Below are 22778 nucleotides of genomic sequence, written 5' to 3' on the forward strand. Positions count from 1 at the left end.
GATAATTAAAACTTCTCAGAATCCTTCTTAGTAAAGCGTGTGATCACCATCATATCAATTAAAAACTCACGAAACAGGTATTCCTCAAATAAATGGGTTAATAAAAAAAATAATACATACCTTAATGGAATGCTCAGCAAATAGTTCACCATTCAAAGATAAAAAAAACAAAAGGTTAAGTAATTTCCAACAAAATGCCTTATGAGTTTTTAAAAAATCATTTTAACCATGAAATATAAGCAACTTGGTGTTTTCCTACAATACAAGACTTATTACAAAATTAAGCCCCAATATCACAATTTTTTGTTTCACTTCATATTTTATTAGAAATAATCTTTAAAAGATAATAAAGTATTAATTCAATGAATTTAGAACACAAAAATGAAGGGATAAACAATGAAAAAAAATTTTTTAACCGTATTGATTGCTGGATTTTTGATGATTGGCTGTGATGACAAACCAACTGAAAACAAAACGCAACAACCAACAGCAGCTTCAGAAGTTAAATCTTCTAAGTCTAAAACTACTGAAGATGTTTCACGGCAATTTGCACTGAAAGCACGTAAAGGTAACATATGGCTAGAGATTTTTAATGCTAATGTCTCCCAAGCTGCAGATAAATTAAGAGGGAATGGACATGGCAGGATGACTTCTTCTCTTTATCATCTTGATAGCAGTGTTAAGGGTTTTTTAAGAGGTATCAGTGATAAAAACGGTAAAATTGATGTCAATTATGTGAAAAAAAATTCAACGAAACTTTTTATCGGTTATCACCCAGGACCAAAAGAGCTTGATGAATATAAACAATTGATTACTGAGTTATTAGCATTTAAACCAGAGTTACCCGAACTTGATGCCGCAGGCAAAGCATTAAGTGATAAATATATTGAAATAGGATTAGCTTATGATCAGATAGCTAAATATTATTTAGATAATGAGTATAAATTGGATGACTTTGCCAAATTACCTGAACTGTTAAATAATTTGAACACGCTTTATAACCAATATATTGAAGCAAAAAGTGTGGCTTTAGCGGCTTATGGTAAATTATACAAAGAAATCCATGCATTTCAAAAATCAGAAATAAAAAACAAAGGGTTAACACTTAACTACAATTGCATGGAAATCATGGATTTATCTGAAGATGTTATCGATTTAATCAATGAAAGCTTTAACGAAGACAACCAGTTTAAAAATCTCGATAAATCAGCCCTTGAACAAAAAATTCAACAAATAGAATCCATAGCCAATGAATTAATGACGAATAAAGGCAAAAATAAATTGATTAAACAACAAGGTTTAAACGATATGTATTATGACGGTTTTGTTGATTGTTTACCTGGATTGATTAATCAAATGAAAGTAGTTTTAAAAAATTTACAGACCAATGCTGTAGAAAGAGAAGTTGATTCTTTGAATGGGGAACTTAAAAGTGTAATTAAAGGCTATAATCAAGTAATCAATTAAAAATAGATAAACATCGTTTCATTGCTAACATTTTAGTCATTATCAATGACAATAAATAGTGGTATAAATAAAAGCGGTGTAAATATTACATCGCTGTTTTTTTTAACTTTATAGCAAATGAGTAGGACAAGTAATTAACAGTAATTATCAAAATACTACTGTTTAGTCAAACCTAGATTCATTTGTTTACATCAACAACAAAACGCCCTTTTATTTGCCCTGCAATCATTTTATTTGCCACCTCAACACAATCATTTAGTGTGATTGTATTACTAATATGAGATAACACTTTTTCATCCAGATTGTGTGCCAATAAATTCCATGCTGCCACACGTTTATCATAATTTGCCATCACACTATCCACCCCAGCTAACGAAACACCTCTTAAAATAAACGGCGCAACCGTTGCTGGTAAGTCCATGCCTTGAGCAAGACCACAACACGCCACAATTCCGCCATATTGAGTTTGGGCACAAGCATTTGCTAAAGTGTGCGAACCAACCGCATCGACAACAGCTGACCACAGTTCTTTTTGTAATGGTTTACCCGTTTCTTTTAAGGTTTGACCATCAATAATATTAACTGCGCCAAGTTGTCGTAAATAATGATCTTCTTCAATTTTACTCGTTGATGCGGTGACTTGATAACCAAGTTTAGTAAGTAATGCAACGGCAATTGAGCCAACTCCACCACTAGCACCTGTTACCAAAACCATACCATCTTGTGGTTTTACACCTAAATCAACAATACGTTGGACACAAAGGCCTGCTGTATAACCTGCCGTACCAATTGCCATTGCTTGATAATCTGTAAGTTTGTTGGGCAAGGGTATTAGCCAATCAGATTTTAAATAAGCATATTGTGACAAACATCCCCAATGAGTCTCGCCACACCCCCACCCATTTAATATAACTATATCGCCTTTTTGATAGCAACCACTACGACACTCTAGCACAATACCAACACCATCAATACCTGGTACCATTGGCCACTGTCTAACAACAGGACTTTTATTAGTTAAAGCTAGCGCATCTTTATAGTTAATACTTGAATAGGTTATTTGGATTAAGGTATCACCTTCTTGCGCTAATAACTGCTGTTTACTAATACTCTTTAAGGAGCATGAAAACCCCGTTTTTTCTTCTTTCGATAAAACAATGGCATTAAATGACATAGTGTCTCCTCATCACATATAGTATCGGAACATCTAAATAATATAAGAAATCACTTAAATATTAGATATTTTTTCAATAATAAAGAGCCATTCAAGAAAAAGCAATGTGATATGTTTGGTTGTGAGGAATAAATAAAGACTGAGCTGATAATAACAAATTACCATGCTCAGTTATAAATCAGAGTTACCAATTAAATAGGCTTGAATACTTAATTTTTAGTCGTATTATTTTTCTTTTTCTGCGCGGCTGATGAAACCGCACCAATAAACACAACATCACTTGATGAGTTCAATGCGGTTTCAACCGAATCTTGAATAACGCCAATTGCAATTCCAATCCCAATCACTTTGGCTGAAATTTCGTTAGGTATACCAAACATACTACAAGCGACAGGAATAAGCAGTAACGATCCACCCGCAATCCCTGATGCCCCACAAGCACATACTGAAGTTACAATACAAAGTAATACCGCAGAATAGATATCAACATGTATACCAGCACTAGCTGGCATTGAGTTGACGGTGGCTAGAGTTAAAACTGTTATAGTAACGGCAGCACCTGACATATTAATTGCAGCACCTAGCGGTACAGCAACAGTATAGGTGTCTTCATCCATGTTATATTTTTTACAGATTTCAATATTCACTGGAATATTAGCCGCAGAGCTACGCGTAAAAAAAGCAGGTATAGCACTTTCTTTTAAAGAGGTAAACACTAGCTGATAAGGGTTTTTTCGCATAACTAAATAGGCAAGTAATGGATTGATAACTAATGCAACAATTAACATACAAGAAACTAATACAACCAATAAATGGGCATACTTGTACAGTTCATCAAAACCTGTTTCGGCTAATATTGAAGCGACAAGTCCAAATATACCCAAAGGGGCAAATCGGATAATAACTCTTACAATAAAAGAAATAGCATAAGACAGATCATTCATCATTGTTTTAGTACTTTGGCTAGAGTGTCTTAATGCCAAACCGATACCAACACCCCAAATGATAAGACCAATATAGTTTGCATTAATTAGTGCATTTATCGGATTGTCGATCATTTTTTCTAATAAGGTTTTTAAAACAGCAGCAATACCACTAGGCGGTGTAAGTTCAAGGTTATTTAACGTATCACCAAATGAAATCTGTGATGGGAATAAAAAACTAGCAATGGTTGCTAATAATGCGGCTAACATCATTCCGGCAAAATAAAGAGTAATTAACGGTCTCATATTGGCTTGTTTGCCATGTTGATGATTCGATATCGATGCAATCACTAAAATGAGCACAAGTACAGGAGCAACTGATTTCAAAGCATTAATAAATAGCCCACCTATAAGAGACATCGCTAATGCGGTATCTTTCGACACCGCAGCGAGAATAATACCAAATATTAAGCCCCATAAGATCTGCCGTATCAACCCTACTTTTAAGTAAAAACGAACCAAAGGATGTGAAGAATGAGTCATAATATTCCTTTCTTATTAAAATAAAGTTAAAACAATAACATAATTCAACATTGCGTTTATAGAAAATAATCATCATTATAATGTTTTTTTATATATTACATTACATGATGATTAAATTTAATTATTTATTACTTTTATATTAGACCTATTTTAAGTGTTCTAATCATTTCCCAAAAATAACCATCTTACTTAAGTAATTCAAGTAGTTGTTTTGCTTTGTTCACTGCTACTGATTTTGCTTTTGCTTGGGCAATATCCGCTAAGCCTTGCCATTGAGAATCAGGTTCAGTTAGATAACTGCGCCTAGTTGCCTCTTTCAAATAAGGGGCATAGGTTAATGACATATCTAAAATCCGATTGATCCAAGCAGGTATTTTTTCACCTTGTTTTACTAGATTTCCAACAAACTTAATGCATTCAATTAATACTGGACAAAATATTGGCAATAAACTTGGCTTTTTTTCTAGTAATCGAATTAATTTAGCGGGGCTTAGATCAGGATAATCGAGAAACAAGATAATAGCTTTACGCATGGTATCTGCATCAATGATTCCTTTTTTAACATTTTTTTCAAAAATAAAATTTGCTTTATAAGTATCACTGTCTTGGGCCAATAATCCGATAATCACTGTCACTAACGATTTTGAAAAAATCAGATTATCTGTGTTTAAAAAAATAAAATTATCTATACTTGATAATGGTCCATCGTTATTTTCTTGCCAATTACGTGTTTTTTCAACAACAAGTAACTGTTTGTTAATACACCAATGTAACCAAACTCTTGATCGAAAATTAGGTATAACTTGTTGATCTTTTGATAATGCTGGGTAAGCTTCGCATTGGAATTCGTATTCTAAATCATAATACCAATCATTTTTTACTATGTGGAAAACTTGGTTAGACACATTGGGGAGTTTTAAAGTAAACATTAGTGATTTAGCCAATGCTTTAGAAAATCGTGATGATTGATCTATTACAGGCTTACTAATAGTAATTGAAACATTATCTTCAGGCACAACTTTAGCCTTTTGCGGTTTTGACCATACTTGTTCAAAATCATCAGGAGCTCGCATCGATACGTCTTGTTTTAAAGGGGCGATTTTAGGTAGTTTTTCAACTATGGCTTTTGCTTTCTTAATCGCATTAGCACTACCCTCTTTACTGGCTAACATTCTGATGCCAAGTAATTGCAATTGATTGGCATCGGCTATGCCTTGATCGACAGCATATTGAACTTCTGGTAAAAACTCAGCTATCGCATCAACAGTTTCAAGCGTGCCAGATAACAGTCTTGGTGCTTTACATGATGCGATAATTAATTGATCCAAAATAGGCCAAACCACCGAAAGAATACCTTGTTTTGCAATATCGGTTAATACTGACACCAAACTAGCTATACGACAAGGAACCTGACTAAATCGCTCCAGTAACAAAATATCCGCCACACCTGGAATAAGCAAACCTCTTTGCCATGCATCGTTTACTGCTTGAGCCATATTGCTAGCCACATAAGGCGAATTAGCGCGTTGCATAGCTAACAATGCCATTGCAGAACGTGAATCAAAAGGAGAACGCCTGTTAACAATTTGCTGGAACTCAAAACCTTGATGGTAATATGTTGCCCAATCAATATCTGACGGTATTGCACTATCGTTCCATAACGGGAAAATAGCAAGAATTTTTGTAAACCCGTTATTTCCAATACGTTTAGGAAAATAATTTAATGATTGTGGAAGGGACAGTACGTCTTCAATATAAGTATTTAACGCTAATTTAGGTTCGATTACTGGATCGTCCAGATACTGTAATACTAAAGAAGCAGCATCAATTGGCATTTTTTGTCCTGATTGCAAAACGACTGCAACATTTAACTTCTTGAGTTTTTCTATCGTTGATGATGTTTGTGTCGAAACATCAAGACGAGTCAAGGCTAAAAACAGATCCGCCTCTAATGCATCAATTTTCAACTGTTGATAAATCGCTAATCGTTGACTAAGATCATCCACTGTTATTGAAAGATCACTCATGCTTGGTGTCGACAGTAAACAAGGTATTTTGCCTAAGTTTTTACAAACAATATAATCGCGTGCTGTTAATAAATCAGACAAATATTTATGATACGGAATCTCTTCCCCTTTACGCCAATAAAATAGAAAACCAAGAAGCTGATCAACCCGCAATTTTATACCCGCTAAACTCGCTTTTGCTGCTTGAGGATCGTGATAAGCAATAATATTGGCTACAGCTAGAAATCTTTCCGTCACACTATCATGACCAGATATGTTTCTTTTTACTAATTCAGAGGCTAACTCAGTTAATACATCAGGGGAAATAGGCTCTAATTCAAAAGGCGGTAATTGCCAAAGTGACGGTGTTGGTTGCCAAAGTTGTTGTAATTCGGAGGAATTAGATTGTACGGTATGATCATCAATATGCCACTGTGTAATTAGCTTGCTAGTTAAAGCCACAATTGATTCATCAGTTTGGTCAAGTAATAGATTTAACAAAGGCATAAACAAATCAGTATTTTGGGGCACTTTGCGATTTAGGGCTATCTTTAACACTAATTTTTTGACCGATTTTATTTTAGATGATAAACATGCCGTCATCACTTCGATTAATAATTCATCATCAACAAAGGGAATTAAAACAGGTGCTAATCGATTAATTATTGCAGATTCACCCATGGCTAGTAATGGAATTAAAGCAGGTACTCGCTGGCACAATTCAGCATCGGTAATACCTAAATCATAAAGTGTATCTAACCATACTTTACGATCTATAGGACGAATAGCGATATCTAAAGCCAAAAAAAGTAACTCTTTTGCTTGCTCTCGGTCAAGCCAACCTAATGTTACCCCCAAGCAAAACACCTCGATAAATGACCGTGTAGCAGGTGTATTTATCGCTATAGCAATATGAATATGTTCGACAAATCGACGCTGACATTGAGCTATATTTGGAGGAATTTTATCGTAAAAATGCTTTACAACATCATCACCACGCATAGCAACCGCCGCATACAACGTCCAACCGCCGATATAATTCTGATTTTTAGGAATAACCAAATTTAAACGATCAACCAACTGAACAGCAAGATCTGTTGGTGCAGATGCTTGTTGCACAAAATTTTGTGCGTAATTTTCACCTCGTTCAATAATAACCGGCAATAACAAAGATGAATAAGTATAATGAGCAAGTTTTAACGCTCGGCTCACTGATACCCCAATCCGAATGGCGTACAAAGCTAAATATGCTTTATTACACTTAACATAATCTTGCCATTGAAAAGCGTTACCAACTTTGACATAGTCACCCCATTTGCCATTTTTTAATCCTAAAAGTGCAATCTTTTGCTGCTCTTTGCTACCTAGCGGTTGTTGTAAAATATTGTCAGCTGTGACATTGTTCCAATTCAAAAAAGTAAAAATCGCTTCGGCTTTCGCTAAGTTAGCATTCATAAATATTTTCCTTAATTTGTACTGCTAAAATATGTTTACATGGTCCTTTTTTGAGTTGATGATTCAGATACCATGAGCAAGTACATTGTGATGTCATTTTACTATTCTGCCTAACAAAACGGACACGATAGTCTTCGTTATTCGAGTGAACCATCCATGTGTTTTCATCAATTCGATCAATATATTCAATCAATTTATAGGCCGATTTTAAACGCGGATTATCTTTGATAAGTCGATTAGGATCTTCAGGCAATTGACGATGAAAATAGCCATTCTGGTGTACATCAAAACCCAGCTTACCTGAAATAGCCAGATACGCCAGTGAACTATTAATGCACTGAGTATTTAACCCTGTTTTTATTGCTAGCTGAGTCAGATCAATCAGTGAATCAAACTGTAAAATAGATTGAACAAGTTGAGCATTTTGTAATTGCTGTTTTGTTGCGAGCAGCTCAAGTAAGGCACCTTCGCCAGAATAGCCTTGCCATGGCTGTGCAGTTAAGCTCAAAGTAAGTCTTGCACCGTCGAGTTCAACTTCAACCATGCAGGGTCCTTGTTCGCCACTTGCTAGCTGATAAAAAGTTAAACGCTTAACATTGGTCGTTAATCGCTTAAGTGCACTTAACCGATGTAGCCCAGAAATATACACACTATCGAGACCGCCTTGAGCCATCAATTTAATACCAGTATTAGATGGCACTAGCCAGCTTGATTGATGTTTACTAGTCACGGTTGGCAATCCTGCAATAAAGGTTTGTGCTTGTATTCCCGTTACCGTAAAAACAGCGACCATTTTGGTATGAATTTCAGCTACATTACCAAGTGCTCGAATCCACCTATCTGGCATTGCAACAGGGCGCTCAATAATGGCCTTTATTCCAATTACATCTTTATCTTGTTTTTGGATATGGCGCATAGCCAAACCTTGATTACCAATATTAAGATGAAGTTTGTCTCTATTATTAACCTGAGTTAGCGCTTGCCTTAAGCTAATACCAATATCTACATTGGTTGTGCCTCGTAATATTTGTCCATCAAACCCTTGTTGTAACAAATCTAAACGAGCATAAACACTATTGCAGGCAGAAAAAACCTCTGCTCTTAATTGATTCCCTTGTGCAGATAAAATAGGATCACGAAAAGCTACTGGCACCGGTTTAAAATATCGGGTCGCAGTAATATCAGCCAAAACCAGTAAAGATCTAGCAAGAATTTGTGGGTAAAGTGCATAACCAGCAAAAAATTGAGGGTTGTCAATAATTCCATCTGGTGTTAAGGCTGGCGATAACGCTAAGGCTAATGCGCCATTAGTGAGTTTTGATTGCTGAGAAAACTTCAATATAAATAATCCTAACACATTAAAAATAGACAAAACATCATGCTAATGAGCATAAAACAAACAAAATATATTGTCTATATTTAATGTTTTTTGCTATTTTGATGAAAAACATTCTTGTTTTATCAGCGTTATCTAAATGATTTCTGCAACAGGTGATCCTGCGTTAACATAATTGCCTTCTTTGAGTATTTGTTTTAACACACCATTTCGATGTGCAATAACTTGAACTTCCATTTTCATGGCTTCCATAATAGCAATGACATCGCCTGCGTTTACGCTTTGATTATCATTGATCACCCATTTAAAAAGACTACCAGAAACAGGTGACTGGACAATTAATTCAGATAATTCTTCTTTCACGTTTGAAGATGTATCTAAATTAGCTTCCGTTTGCAAGGATAACCCTGCAAAGAGTTGTGCAGGTAAACCGAGTTTACAACGTTTACCGTCAATCTCAATAAATGTGTGTGTCAACGCTGCTTCTTTTTGTGGTATTTGCCTTTTGGCTGGTGCTATTGTTGTAGTAAATTCAGTTTCAATCCAACGTGTATGTAATTTAAAATCATCACAAAAATCGGAATGTTCAATAACCGCACGATCAAATGGCAACACACTAGCTACCCCTTCAATAGCAAACTCAGCCAAAGCACGGCGAGCTCTAGCAATGGCATGTTGTCGATTATTACCAACAATAATCAATTTTGCCATAAGGGAATCAAACGTTGCTGGAATTGTTGAACCAGCCATCACCCCACTGTCTATGCGTACACCAGGACCAGTTGGTACATCAAAACGTGTAATAGTGCCAGCTACAGGTAAAAAACCGTTAGCTGCGTCTTCGGCATTGATACGAAATTCAATGGCATGAGCTCTAGGTGCAGGTGTTTCATCTATACTCAGAGGTAAACCTTGGGCAATGCGCAGTTGCTCAATAACAAGATCGACGCCTGTAGTTTCTTCTGTTACTGGGTGTTCAACTTGTAATCTCGTATTAACTTCTAAAAAAGATAACTTACCATCTTGGCTAAGTAAAAACTCAACTGTACCTACGCCTACATAGTTTGTTTTAGCGCAAATATCAATCGAAGATTGAATAATTTGCTGTTCTAATTGATCTGTTATAAAAGGTGCTGGAGACTCTTCAATTAATTTTTGATTACGTCGTTGTAATGAACAGTCACGTGTACCAACGACAACAATATTACCTAATGTATCAGCAATAACTTGTGCTTCAACATGCCGAGGATTATGCAAAAATTGTTCAATAAAACACTCACCTCGCCCAAAAGCAGTTGTAGCTTCACGAACTGCGGAATGATAAAGTTCTTCTACTTCGTCCATTTGCCAAGCTACTTTTAAACCTCGACCACCGCCACCAAATGCGGCTTTAATAGCAATTGGTAAACCATGGACATGCGCAAACTCAATAACCTCTTTGGCATCTTTTACAGGCTCTTTTGTACCAACAACCAAAGGAGCTCCCACTTGCAACGCAAGCTGTCTTGCTTTGACTTTATCACCCAATATTTCAATCGTTTCAGGCTTGGGGCCTACCCAAATTAAACCTGCATCTTGTACTGCTCTAGCAAATTCAACACGTTCAGATAAAAAACCATAACCTGGATGAACCATGGTGGCTCCTGATTTTTTAGCTATTGCGATAATTTTATCAATATCTAAATATGTATCGCTAGGTACATTGCCTGTTAATCCATAAGCTTCATCAGCCATTTGTACATGAAGTGCATCAATATCAGCATCGGCATAAATTGCAACAGATAACAAGCCTATATCACGGCAAGCGCGAATAATACGTACAGCAATTTCACCTCGATTAGCTATCAATACTTTATGTGTTGTATTTTTATTATTTTCAGACATGATCAACATCACTCCCTTCAAATTCTTTAAACATCCCTATAGGATTAAACTTTATTTTAGCATTGACTGGAATTTGACCTGCTAAATCTAAATGATAATTACATACTGCGCCAATAACAGGATAACCTCCTGTTAAAGGGTGATCATTCAAAAATAATACAGGTTGTCCATTAGCTGGTATTTGTATTGCTCCAATACAGGTACCTTCACTAGGTAATTCTTGTTGTTTTTCACGAATTAACGGTTCCTTGCCAGATAAACGCAAGCCAATACGGTTAGAAGCTGGAGTAACCAACCACAACTGTGAAGTAAGAAGCGCTATCGATTGCTGAGAAAACCAATCGGTACGTGGTCCAAGCACAATATCTAACACTACTATATCATCACTAGTTGGGTAATTAATCATAGGAGTTTCTGATAATGATACTGGATTTAACGTTTTTGCTTGCTTAATCGCCAACATTTGACCCGATTTTAGTGGTAAGGGCCCAACTTGTGCAAGCGTATCAAAAGCACAACTGGTTAAAATAGGTGTTACTTGAAAACCGTCACGCACTGCTAAATAACTACGAACACCACATTTTACATTACCTAAACGGATAATATCACCTGCTTCTAATTGAATTGGCCGATACATGGGCGAAGTATATGTTTCGCCTTGGGCGGTGGTAATGGTGATATCACATACCGCCCCTGTTACCGCAACTAACATGGAGCGGTTTATTTGGGCGCTAAAACCACCTTGGGTAATTTCTAACACTGGTTCATTAATTGAATTACCTAACACGCGGTTAGCACTGTGTAATGCGTTTTTATCCATCGCTCCCGATTCAGAAATGCCTAACGCCGCCTGCCCAATTCGGCCATTGTCTTGAAACAATGTTTGCAATCCTGTCGTTAATACTGTTATATCTTGTTGCTGTTCAACAAGGTTATCTTGTTTTTTAACTGCTGATAAATGCGCAGGTAAATGATAAGTTGCTTTCGATTGGCTCACATCAATAAAATTAACCCGAGTACCAGGTTTGAACAGCGCTGGCTCATCACGATAAATATCCCAAACTGCCGTATCTGTAATGCCAATCAATTGCCAACCACCAGGGCTTGCTTGTGGGTAAACACTACTAAATTCCCCTGCTACAGCAACTGATCCTGCTGGAATGCGGACTCGTGGCGAGTTTCGACGTGGTACATTAAGCTGAGCTGTTTTTGATACCATATAAGCAAACCCTGGTGCAAAGCCACAAAAAGCCACTTGATACTCGTTATCAGTGTGCCTTGCAATGACTTCGGCAACCGTTATGCCTAGATAGTCTGCCACTTGAGGTAAATCTTCACCATTATAGCGAACTGGTATTGTTACCAATTCGCCAGATTGCATAACACTTGCCGAAATATCTAATTGAGCAATCTGCTCAGCAAGTATATTAGCATTGGTTACAATGGGGTTATAACGGATTAATAGGGTTCGTGCCGCTAGGATTATTTCTTTGATATGCCAATCAGCAATAACACCTTGAAGCACATCAGTAAGTGCCATGGTTTGCTCAAGGCTGTTTAATTCTACGATAAACGCATCGATATTAACGGGTAAAAATCGCATTAAGTACCTCGAAATATGATCAACATCCAATCACTAACAATACATATTTTATATTGTTTGGTCATATTAAAGACCAAGTTTATAGCCCACTTGGTAAAGTGTTGTCTAATCATATTTTATTTTTTTTATTACTTTAATTAACTTTTTCAAAACATTAACTAATTTAGTTATTATTACTTTTAGCAAACGAGGCAATATTAATGCCATTTTGTTGTAGTTTTTGTCGCACTTTTTGTGCCATCGCTAAAGCGCCAGCACTATCGCCATGGACACAAATTGATCCTGCCTCAATACGCACAAATTGCCCTTCGATAGACATCACGCCACCATCATTAACCAATTGCAACATACGGTCGGCAACTAGATCAGGATCGTGCAATACCGCTCCAACCTCTTTACGAGAAACTAAAGTACCATCAGCATGATAAGCTCTATCGGCAAACGCTTCAGCAACGACGCTTAAGCCACTTTCTTTAGCCCATTCAATCAGTTTTGAGCCAGCAAGAGCAACCAAAGTCAATGTCGAATCAACCGCACAAAGCGCATCAATCACCGCCATTGCTTGACGTTTATCGTGTGCAATAGTGTTATATAATGCGCCATGTGGTTTAACGTAAGTCACTTTGGTACCAATTGATGTGGCTAACCCTTTAATTGCCCCAATCTGATAAATTACATCAGCGGTTAACTCATCAGTTGCAACATCCATATTACGACGACCAAATCCCACTAAATCAGGGTAACTTACATGAGCACCCACTTGGACATTATTGGCTTTGGCCGCTTTTAATGTTTTTAAAATACCTGCTGGCGAACCAGCATGAAATCCACAAGCAATATTCGCACTGCTAACAACATTTAGCATTGCTTCATCATTACCCATTTGCCATTGACCAAAGCTCTCGCCAAGGTCACTATTTAAATCAATACATTTAGTGATTGCCATATTGTCCTCTATTTTAAATAGTTAAAAATAGTCGCAACCGACATTATGCCCATATACCAAGTAATTGCGCACACAACTAAACCTGACAACAATAACCATCTTGGATAATGATACCCTGACATAAGATCAGCACGTCGCCAACCAATATACACAAAAATGGTCAAACCAAGCGGTAAAACTAAGCCATTAAAACCACCGGCAAAAACAAGTAATGATATAGGTGCAGTCCCCATAATTAAATAAATTGCAAGCGAAACAACAATAAAAATAATGGTAGCAAACTGACGTTGTCTGTCTGTAATAGTACGTTTAAACGGAGTAATAAATGTCATTGAAGTATAAGCTGCCCCAATAACACTAGTGATGGCTGCTGCCCATAAAATCAAACCAAAAAGGCGCAATCCAAACTCTCCCAAAGCCGCTTGAAATGCTTGCGATGCAGGGTTAGCAGCATAACTTGAAATATCAATTGTCACACCACTTGCCACGACACCTAAAATCGCTAAAAATAAAATGTAACGCATTAAACCAACAACGACAATTCCTTTTGTGGCTGCGCCTGAAACATAATCAATATGCTCTACACCAACCATACCTTTATCAAGTAAACGGTGAGCGCCTGCGTAAGAAATATAACCGCCAACTGTCCCACCAACGATGGTCGTAATTGAAGCAAAATCAACATGGCTTGGAAGCACTGTCTCTTTTAAAGCTTGACCAATCGGTGGATGCGATGCGAATACCACAAACAGTGTCAAAAAAATCATCAACAAACCAAAACCAATCATCAAACGATCTATAAAATGACTCGCTTTACGGGAAGAAAATATGTAAACCGCTAAAAGTGCACTAATTGCCCCTCCCCATTTAGGATCAAGGCCAACCAATGCATTTAAACCTAAACCTGCACCAGCTATATTACCAATATTAAATACTAATCCACCAAATATAATTAACACCGCTAGCAAATAACCACTAAATGGAATGGTTGCATTAGCTATATCTGAAGAGTTCATTTTGGTTAATGCTACAATTCGCCAAATATTTTGCTGAACAACAAAATCGATAATAATAGAGGCTAAAATACCAAATCCAAAAGCAGTACCAAGCGTAACGGTGAAGGTAGCGGTTTGAGTAATGAAGCCTGGGCCAATTGCTGATGTTGCCATTAAAAAAATAGCACTGATTAATGAAGCACGCCGATTTTTAACAAAAGCAACAGTACTACTGCTATGATTTTCCATACGGATGTTTCCTCTAAATATTTATAATTACAAATCTATCCAATGTTATTTATAAGCAATAACTATGCCATAACTTAAACAAAGTTTGATAAATGTTAGTTAATATAATTACTGTTTTTTAAGCAAAAAACTAATTAAAAATAATTATAATGATTCATCATTAAAAAGTAATAAACTTATAATACTCTAATAAAGACCTGATATGCACCAAAATGGTATATATACATATTCTTAAAATAAGGTGATAAATTTTTTATTAAAAGTGACTAAAACATAATAATGTTTATATAGTTTTGTGTAAGATTATTTTAAATATTTTTAAGGAATAACAGTTATTAAGTGCTTGCAGGTTAAAAAAGAGTTTCCCACCCGCCTTCTTGGGGATGGGAAACATTGATATTTATTATAAAAATGCCATTATATTTGAGAAGTTAGCTACAAGTAAGTTATTACAGTATAACCTCAAATAAGGTTATTGATGTTAAAAAATAGCTACCACTAATGGCAAGCCCATAAGGCAATGTAACAGATTTTTTTTTGAAGGATCTGTATATTATTGCAATGATTGCCATTGGTAACCCCAAAAAGGTGATAACGACTAAGAAAAACGGAACACTATTTATTGGAATAGAGATCAAAAGAACAGTAATTAATTTTATATCTCCAGCACCAACAAGTCGGCAATAAAACATGAATAGACCGCAAATTAAAAATATAGCTGATGCAATATAATCTAGATGCCCTTTGCCAAGGGCAAAATTCAAAATAACTAAAATGAATATTATTATAACAATTTTATTTGAGATAGTTCGATATTTTAAATCCGTATAACAAGAAAATAACAAACATGCCCAAGTAGCTAGAATAATAATATCATTAATTAATTCTTGGCTAATCATTATAGTCTTTATCCTTGACCAGGAACAAAATCTTTACCATAAACTTTTTTCATCTCATCTGTGACAAATTTTAATTCTTTGCCTGGCCAAAAAACAGGGAATGATGTGTTACCAAATTTACTGTGATTATTCCATCCTACCCCAAAAGCTTGTCCTTCATCATTCCAATAAACTATATGCTCTTTACCACCATCAACTTTGGTCAAATTACCAATAATTTCTCTTTTCATAGCTTTATAACCATACATTATTTGCCAAAGGGAACTTCTTTCTTCATGAGCTGGAAGCGTCACCCCCCATGTAAATATTTCATTCTCATTAGTGATCGCAACACATCCTCCATATCGGCAATAAAGCGTATTAACATCATCCATAACAAACTGAGGAATAGGAACACTCGAATCAAACCTAACTTTATAGGGCTTTCCCTCTACATCATCAAGATACAATTCAGGTTCGTATAGGGTAGCATTCAAATAACCAAATCCAATACCGAGATGATTAGCAGCTCCCATAGCGTACACCTCGCCTTCCGAAGTTAAAAAAGCAGTGTAACGGTTTCCTCCCGTAATAGTTGCTATATCTTCACCACTAATACCTGACGGCAGACTAGTAATTTGTATAGGATAGGTTCGCAAGTCATGCCCCCATCCCCCTCCTTTAAGCTTTTGGTGACCATATTGTTCATTTTCTTCATCTCCCCATGCAAAAACTTCACCACGATCGTTTATAGCCCAGGCAGATTCATAACCCGCCCCAATCAATACAATTGGACTATCGTGAAAATATGATTGAGGAATACGATGAACTTCAGTTGGTATAGTACCCGTCTTGCCATTTGCCATTTGACCCCAAAATGAAGTTCCCCAAGCATAAACCTCTCCACTTCGAGTTAGAGCAAAAGAAGTATATTCTCCACAATTAATCATAACAACATCTTTACCTTCCAAAACTAAACTAGGAGTTTTGAGAAACCAAGGTGTAGTCTTATAACCTCCTGCTTCATAAACACCATTTTGCCCCCATCCCCAGACATTACCTTGATCATCAAGAGCAATCAAATGGTGAATTCCAGAAGCTACTTGCGTAATATAAACACCTTTATCGACAAGAATACTAGCCCTAGCGGGTGGAGCTTTAGCATTAACAAATTCTCCATTACCTTGCATACCGTTATTTCTATAGCCCCAGACCCAAACCTCGCCATTTTCTATCGTAACAACTGTATCAACAGAGTTAGCTGCAGTCGGAACCTTTATTGCTGATGATTTTGTAGTCAACACGACGGCATCACTTTTTTCGTTTGCAAATAATGAAAAGCATAAACATGATGCAAATAATACCATTAACTTAATTAGTTTCATTTAGAGTAACCTCTATTTCATTATTGATTAGATTCATCTTTATTAACAAAATTACCCGTCTCTGTCTGAATAATTTTTACCATAGTATCAAATAAACTCTGATAATCTTGAGCCTCGTGTAAATATTCTCTATTGCCATTCATACATTTAGTAAACCATTTCCCGTATACTTGTTCATACTGTTCATCGGTTGTTAAATTGCCTGCATTAGGATCGAGTTTTATATAGTGGATCGTCGCCGTATTAGCTGCTTTTTCAATATAGCCGTTATTTTTATTAGTTGCTGAAGTTAATCCAGCCGTTATTGCTTGGCAAACACTTTTATCCAAAAAATTATCTCTAAGAATATCTGCACCAGCATCGTCTTTACCGTCTGTAATAATAATCATCATTTTATTATTAGCAGAGCCATTTGCCATTACTGGAACTGTCCTTAACAAGGCTGTTATAGTGTCTGTTCCTCCGCCTGGTTGCCAATTCCCATTCTGGATATAATTTAGTAAATCTGTATTATTATTTCCATTTTTACTAAAAGGGACTAAATGAGGGGACGTCTTAAATGTTCCAATATGCTTTGATGCTTCTAAAAACCTTCGATGGTTAGTTGGCAAATTGATCACCGTTTCGCTCATTATGTTATTACTATATAAAGGCGATTGGCACATTCCAAAAAATGGCGAAAAATCACCAACAGTAGGCGAAATAGGTCGATTAAATGTTATTGTATTGCTTTTTATACCACTGAACAATGTATCAATTGTACCTTGTACATCAACAGTTGCAGTGTTAGCAAATGAATAATGTACATCAGAATATTTTCCCGAAAACATGTAATCATATAGTTGAACAACCTTAGCATATTGGCTTTCAATAGTTTTCCTATTTTCAGCACGCAATGGATAATCGGGACTATCTTCACCACAAGCATATCTTGCTGCTCCCATATTAAGCACATCAGCTTGATGTCTATTACGGCACAATCCACTGCGCTCTAAGGCACTATCATTATTTAATCCTTTTGCTGGCCCAATTATTTGTGAATAATAACGATAATTAAAATAATCTAAATAATAAGTAACCGTGTTCGCATATTTACCTAAATAGTCATAATCTGAATAGTTCTCACTCATCCCTCCGCTTTCTTTTAAATTACTCCATCTAGCATATGCAATGTTTTTATTTGCCCAAAAGTTATAATCAACTTTATCATAAGGGCTTTGTAATTTGTACATAACTGAACAACCGTAACTTTCTCCACCTGCTGGGTTTTTAGCATCCAGCTTAACGGGCACACCAATATCATAAGGAACTAATGCGAATTTAATCTCTGAAGATCTTTGAAAATTACGAATAATATCAGCTATTGCTTTTTTCATATATTGAAGGCGTTGCTGATCACTATTTCCATTTTGAGGAGAGTAATCATTACAATTTGGATCGTCATATTTGCATGTTGCTGAACCTGAAAAATCACTAATAAAAGCAATATCAAATGAGTCATATCTATCAAATTTCTTGGTATTACCATAACTTTCAGTTTTATTGCTAACAATCATAGATTGATTTAACTCACCAACTTTTCCTTTGTCTTTACTACTTGTTAAGGAATCAACTTTCTGTTTATAGGCAATGCTATATACCTTTGTGTTTTTATTATATTCTATATTAATATAGGCATCGGCATCTTCTACTAAATCATCACTAATTTTTTGATAAACAAAATAATTAATATAGTTCAATGCCATTTTGCGATTTTGCTCAATTGCTGTTTTATCAGCATTTTCATTATTTAATGCGACAATTGCCAACGAAGCTTCGTTAGTCGCTTCAGAGATCCTTGCACGGTCGCGCATTGTTTGAGTATGATTTATTGAAACTAACATACAAATTAGCATTGCAGGAAACATCAAGGCGAAACTTATAGCAGCACTCCCTGAAGAACACTTAAAAAAAGATTTCTTATAATTAATTTGTTTATGTCTATTATGGTTCATATAATACTCTCAAAAGTGTGTTGATTACCGATAATAAATTGGGCAATTTCCATCAGAGCTTGAAATATCATTACATCGTGATAACACTACAATATTGCTACATAAATTTGGTAAAGTATCAGTAGCTTTTCTGCTTGAATTAAACCATTTTAAATAAAGGCTTTCTTCGTTAACTATACACATACTAACTCGATATAAAGGAATCCAACGTCCTGCTAATCCTGTTGTCGGATCAACAACGCGTTCAACATACGGAACAAGTTTGGAATAGTCAGTAAGTGAGTTATTTGAATTATCAGTCATACTGGGTAATGAATTAAAATAGTCCCCAACACCCCCATCATTACATACACCTGAGGAGCAAGATCCAACGCTTAGATTAACAAGTTGCGCATGAGCCAAGCTTTTAGGGTTAGCAACATCTTGAAAAATAAATAAACTATCAACTTTTAAAGTAACATTACGTCCATTTAGTAATGAACTTGCTAGTCGGCTGAGTTCTTCCACTTGAGTACCATCAAATAACTCATGAGAATTAAAACAGGTGTTAGAATCAGCACATAATGCAGCCACCTCTTGAACTGTCGAGCCTTTTATAACTGGATAAATTGCTGATCTTTCACGAAAAATAGAAGCTACAGTATAATTTGCCCGCTCTAATCTATTTTGTAACATGATACTGCTGTAAGTATCATAGATAATAAATACTAAAAGTGAAAACAAACAAAAACATGCTGCAAACTCTATTGAAATTATACCGTCTTTATTACGAAAAAAATTATCAGAATATCTCATTTGCTATTTCATTCCTTTAATTATCAATTATTTTAATAAAACTCACGGTAAACAATAGTCTTCTTTTCCAGAGAACTGTCAAGTATACGACCAAACAGCTTGGAGAATATAGCATTGTAGTCATACTTCAATTCAAATAATAGTATTGGAGCATCGCTAACTGGAGTATTTAGGCAATTATTATTAATTGCCTCATCAATTTTTTTACAATATTTCACAGTTATTTCAAATTTTTGAGGATCTGCTATATAAGGCCATAAAGGCACTTCAGAATTAATCAATTCCTGTAACTGTTGATTATAGTTTGCATTTTGAGAAATCGCCGTTTTTCTAGTTATTTCTGTAGTCACCAGATCTAAAGCCGAACCAATAATCATAATTCGACTAAATTCTAGTACAAATAAAAATAGAACAATTAAATAAGGAAAAACAATTGCAAACTCTATCGAAACACTTGCATTTTTTTGACCGAAGAATAATTTCCAATATTTAAACATAATTTTTGCTCTACTCTATTATATGAACGATTAATCTTTCTTTTTCTTTAATATTGAAAAAGACATCTTTTGTTTATTTTTTTTGACTTTTTTATTACCAATAATAGCCGCAGCCATTTCATTTATTTCACTGCTAGTATGTGCTTTTTTGAATTTATCTAATCTAGGAATAAATTTACGTGTAAAATCGATATTTCTACCTAAGAATTCTTCAATATCCTCATTTTGCAAAGCATTTTTTTTATCATAAGGAAGGTTTTCATTTAAACAAACCAAAAAACGTTTATTTAATAAATCCGTATTTTGTGTACTAATACGTGCAATTTCTTCCAAAATTCTCTTAGCAACTTTGATTGAAAAGGGATCTCTATTTATTACAATAAACACAATGTTTGAAAGCTTTATGATTTCATCAAAATGCTTAAACGAAGATTGTAATCCCATATTTTGATCAATAACAGTAATATTGAATTGACCTGAATTTAGATCATCATATTTCCAAGCCTTATCAGCAATTTCAACTTTTACTCGTAAAGACATTTCAATATCAACAATTGAACCATCTTGAGGAATTGGTGTTTCAAATAAAAAGTCTGCATTAGGACTTGTAGTTGCACCTTGGATATAAAGAAGCGGATAATTTGTTAATGAGCTAATTTTTTTTAGTGTATGAACTGCTAATGATGAAGTGCCAATTCCACCTTTACAACCTAAAAATGTAATAACGCTACCTACTCTTTGGCTTGAACCTGGTGGAGTAATACTCCTTGAGTGTAAGATATCAGGAATTTTCTCTAATTGTGTATTTTCTAATAAAAAATGAATTCCTTTTTTTAATAAAAATTCAGAAAACTGGATTGAATCATAGCTACCAACAAGTATTGTTGATGCTTGAATTGGAAAAAAACGATTGATATTTTCTGATAATAGCTCGGCATCATCTTCATCTTTAATATCTAAAATAATAGCATCATATTTATTCCAACGTGGGTCTTCTTTTAATTCAGATAATTCTAATGAGAAGATCTCCATGGCTAACACATTATAAAGGAAAAGCACCGAACGAATATTTTCAATCAATTCAGCTCTTTTGCTTAAAATAGCGATCTGAAAACCAGAAATGCGTCCAACTACAAATTCTTGTGATGGTTCTTTTGATATATCTTTATCTTTTTTATTACCAAATAATTGCATAAGAATCTCACTAATTGTTTATTCAATAAAACCCATATCGTTAATAAACTTTTCACTTTCATTAGATATTGGTACTGTGTTTCGTCGTTGTTTATTCATATTATTCTTGATATTAAAGAAACTATTTACTGCATCTGTTCGCTCTAAAATTGGTAATTCTACACCATCAAAACTATTATTAGGTGTAACTAAATTAACTGTTGCAAATACGACCATTTCAGTCTTTTCACGACCTGTTGTAGTACTACGAGCCAATGCTCCTAAAATAGGAATCTCACTAACAAAAGGAATACGAGATAATGTTTCTGAGTCCTGTTCACTAATTAATCCAGCAATAACAAAGCTGTCACCATCAGATAAATCAATGGTAGAACTTGTTTTTCGAGTTTGTAAAGTCGGTATATTATAGTTATTAAAAGCATATGAACCTGCAACCGAACTCACTTCGTTATTAATAAATAATCTAATACGTTTGTCATTGTTTACTTTAGTACTGATATTTAATTTAATACCATACTCTTTATAGGTAACTTCAGAATCACCATCTTTACCTTTAGTCACAATGGGAATCTCACCACCAACAAGAAATGCTGCACTTTCGCCAGATAATACAGATAAATTAGGTTGTGCTAAAATTTTAGCTAGGCGATCATTTTTTATAGCACGAATCATTGTAGTAATATTATGGATATTAAACCCTTTTTTTAGACCTAATAGAGTAAACTCGCCAATATTGTTCATCTTAAAATCTTGACCTTTGCCCATACTATCCAAAGTTAAGCTTTGCCACTCTATACCCAATGAATCAGTAAAAGTTTTGCTAACTTCAACAAAAGTCAATCTGACATTAACTTGATACTCTTCAATTACCCTAATATTATCGATAATATTGTTATATACATAGTAATCTTGAAATGTAAGTTCTTGGTTGACAAAATCTTCACCCGTTACTTTATTCCGTATTCGCTCTGCATTTTGTCCAACAAGTGTACCTACAAGCGCCATGATTTTTCCTTTTGTTGTAGTATCGGGTGCAGTACCATTTAGTACATAAACAAATCTACCACTTGGGTCACCGTTATCGTAACGATCTATTGTTACGCTACTATTTGGAAAGTTTTGCGCTAGTCTATGTGTAATCTGAGATAAAAGTGGATCGACATTAATGGTGTCATTAATGATAATATTATTTGCATCATCATAAACAAGTAAGCTAGTTCTACCATTTTGTTTACCATATATAATTAGCGATTTACCATCAACAACTTCATAATTTGCCACGCTATCTTGGCTAATAAAAACCGTACCTACATTTTCAGGTAAAACAATTGTTTTACTTTGCCCAATCTGTAAATTGTGAGTATTAGCAAAAACCAACGGAGAGAAGCTAATTGATAATAAACAAACTAGCAGTTTGATTTTGTTCATAATTGGTTTAACTTTTATTAGCATTC

16 protein-coding genes are annotated in these 22778 nt (G+C 35.1%); 1 reads left to right on the forward strand and 15 read right to left on the reverse strand.

Features of this window, described 5'->3' with window-relative positions; translation table 11 throughout:
* Positions 1-396: 396 nt before the first annotated feature.
* Complete coding sequence (locus tag A9G44_RS07945; protein ID WP_065610267.1) at positions 397-1467, forward strand: DUF3829 domain-containing protein; 1071 nt, start codon at positions 397-399, stop codon at positions 1465-1467.
* A 178-nt stretch (positions 1468-1645) separates the two neighbouring features.
* Here A9G44_RS07945 and acuI read toward each other — a convergent pair whose 3' ends face one another.
* From acuI to A9G44_RS08020, 15 genes are all read right to left on the reverse strand, one after another.
* Positions 1646-2641 (reverse strand): acrylyl-CoA reductase (NADPH), encoded by a 996-nt coding sequence (gene acuI, locus A9G44_RS07950; RefSeq protein ID WP_065610269.1) that lies wholly within the window; start codon positions 2639-2641, stop codon positions 1646-1648.
* 209 nt (positions 2642-2850) lie between these two features.
* Positions 2851-4110, reverse strand: coding sequence for a serine/threonine transporter SstT (gene sstT / locus A9G44_RS07955; RefSeq protein ID WP_442902817.1), 1260 nt, complete (start codon positions 4108-4110; stop codon positions 2851-2853).
* A gap of 182 nt (positions 4111-4292) precedes the next feature.
* On the reverse strand, positions 4293-7568 hold the full coding sequence (locus A9G44_RS07960; RefSeq protein WP_065610271.1) for a hypothetical protein: 3276 nt from the start codon (positions 7566-7568) through the stop codon (positions 4293-4295).
* Positions 7558-8907 (reverse strand): SWIM zinc finger family protein, encoded by a 1350-nt coding sequence (locus tag A9G44_RS07965; RefSeq protein ID WP_218837565.1) that lies wholly within the window; start codon positions 8905-8907, stop codon positions 7558-7560. Before A9G44_RS07965 ends, A9G44_RS07960 begins: the two co-directional genes overlap by 11 nt.
* A 132-nt stretch (positions 8908-9039) precedes the next feature.
* The gene (locus A9G44_RS07970; protein ID WP_065610273.1) at positions 9040-10788 is read right to left on the reverse strand and encodes an acetyl/propionyl/methylcrotonyl-CoA carboxylase subunit alpha; all 1749 of its coding nucleotides are present in this window, start codon (positions 10786-10788) and stop codon (positions 9040-9042) included.
* On the reverse strand, positions 10781-12391 hold the full coding sequence (locus A9G44_RS07975) for an urea amidolyase family protein (protein WP_065610276.1): 1611 nt from the start codon (positions 12389-12391) through the stop codon (positions 10781-10783). The genes A9G44_RS07970 and A9G44_RS07975 overlap by 8 nt, the downstream gene beginning before the upstream one ends.
* A 163-nt stretch (positions 12392-12554) precedes the next feature.
* The gene (locus A9G44_RS07980; RefSeq protein WP_065610489.1) at positions 12555-13331 is read right to left on the reverse strand and encodes a LamB/YcsF family protein; all 777 of its coding nucleotides are present in this window, start codon (positions 13329-13331) and stop codon (positions 12555-12557) included.
* A gap of 14 nt (positions 13332-13345) precedes the next feature.
* The gene (locus tag A9G44_RS07985) at positions 13346-14581 is read right to left on the reverse strand and encodes an NRAMP family divalent metal transporter (protein ID WP_065610278.1); all 1236 of its coding nucleotides are present in this window, start codon (positions 14579-14581) and stop codon (positions 13346-13348) included.
* A gap of 449 nt (positions 14582-15030) precedes the next feature.
* Positions 15031-15480, reverse strand: coding sequence for an A24 family peptidase (locus A9G44_RS07990; RefSeq protein WP_065610279.1), 450 nt, complete (start codon positions 15478-15480; stop codon positions 15031-15033).
* Between the two features lie 8 nt (positions 15481-15488).
* The gene (locus A9G44_RS07995; RefSeq protein ID WP_065610281.1) at positions 15489-16844 is read right to left on the reverse strand and encodes an RCC1 domain-containing protein; all 1356 of its coding nucleotides are present in this window, start codon (positions 16842-16844) and stop codon (positions 15489-15491) included.
* A 20-nt stretch (positions 16845-16864) separates the two neighbouring features.
* The gene (locus A9G44_RS08000) at positions 16865-18727 is read right to left on the reverse strand and encodes a vWA domain-containing protein (RefSeq protein ID WP_179854826.1); all 1863 of its coding nucleotides are present in this window, start codon (positions 18725-18727) and stop codon (positions 16865-16867) included.
* A gap of 135 nt (positions 18728-18862) precedes the next feature.
* A complete protein-coding gene (tadF, locus tag A9G44_RS08005; protein ID WP_065610285.1) occupies positions 18863-19633 on the reverse strand; it encodes a tight adherence pilus pseudopilin TadF in 771 nt (256 codons plus the stop codon).
* A 32-nt stretch (positions 19634-19665) separates the two neighbouring features.
* Positions 19666-20130: a TadE/TadG family type IV pilus assembly protein gene (locus A9G44_RS08010; RefSeq protein WP_065575451.1), complete on the reverse strand. Its 465-nt coding sequence runs from the start codon at positions 20128-20130 to the stop codon at positions 19666-19668.
* Positions 20131-20160: 30 nt separating this feature from the next.
* The gene (locus tag A9G44_RS08015) at positions 20161-21324 is read right to left on the reverse strand and encodes a hypothetical protein (RefSeq protein WP_065610287.1); all 1164 of its coding nucleotides are present in this window, start codon (positions 21322-21324) and stop codon (positions 20161-20163) included.
* Between the two features lie 18 nt (positions 21325-21342).
* Complete coding sequence (locus A9G44_RS08020) at positions 21343-22776, reverse strand: type II and III secretion system protein family protein (protein ID WP_065610288.1); 1434 nt, start codon at positions 22774-22776, stop codon at positions 21343-21345.
* Positions 22777-22778 lie beyond the last annotated feature (2 nt).

Origin of the sequence: Gilliamella sp. Occ4-3, from assembly GCF_001690675.1 — a bacterium.
Classification (GTDB): Bacteria; Pseudomonadota; Gammaproteobacteria; order Enterobacterales; family Orbaceae; genus Gilliamella; species Gilliamella bombi.

Coding starts and splice junctions, on each gene's coding strand:
- A9G44_RS07945 (WP_065610267.1), top strand. CDS start 397: ATGAAAAAAAATTTTTTAACCGTATTGATTGCTGGATTTTTGATGATT.
- acuI (WP_065610269.1), bottom strand. CDS start 2,641: ATGTCATTTAATGCCATTGTTTTATCGAAAGAAGAAAAAACGGGGTTT.
- A9G44_RS07960 (WP_065610271.1), bottom strand. CDS start 7,568: ATGAATGCTAACTTAGCGAAAGCCGAAGCGATTTTTACTTTTTTGAAT.
- A9G44_RS07970 (WP_065610273.1), bottom strand. CDS start 10,788: ATGTCTGAAAATAATAAAAATACAACACATAAAGTATTGATAGCTAAT.
- A9G44_RS07975 (WP_065610276.1), bottom strand. CDS start 12,391: ATGCGATTTTTACCCGTTAATATCGATGCGTTTATCGTAGAATTAAAC.
- A9G44_RS07985 (WP_065610278.1), bottom strand. CDS start 14,581: ATGGAAAATCATAGCAGTAGTACTGTTGCTTTTGTTAAAAATCGGCGT.
- A9G44_RS07990 (WP_065610279.1), bottom strand. CDS start 15,480: ATGATTAGCCAAGAATTAATTAATGATATTATTATTCTAGCTACTTGG.
- A9G44_RS07995 (WP_065610281.1), bottom strand. CDS start 16,844: ATGAAACTAATTAAGTTAATGGTATTATTTGCATCATGTTTATGCTTT.
- A9G44_RS08000 (WP_179854826.1), bottom strand. CDS start 18,727: ATGTTAGTTTCAATAAATCATACTCAAACAATGCGCGACCGTGCAAGG.
- tadF (WP_065610285.1), bottom strand. CDS start 19,633: ATGAGATATTCTGATAATTTTTTTCGTAATAAAGACGGTATAATTTCA.
- A9G44_RS08010 (WP_065575451.1), bottom strand. CDS start 20,130: ATGTTTAAATATTGGAAATTATTCTTCGGTCAAAAAAATGCAAGTGTT.
- A9G44_RS08015 (WP_065610287.1), bottom strand. CDS start 21,324: ATGCAATTATTTGGTAATAAAAAAGATAAAGATATATCAAAAGAACCA.
- A9G44_RS08020 (WP_065610288.1), bottom strand. CDS start 22,776: ATGCTAATAAAAGTTAAACCAATTATGAACAAAATCAAACTGCTAGTT.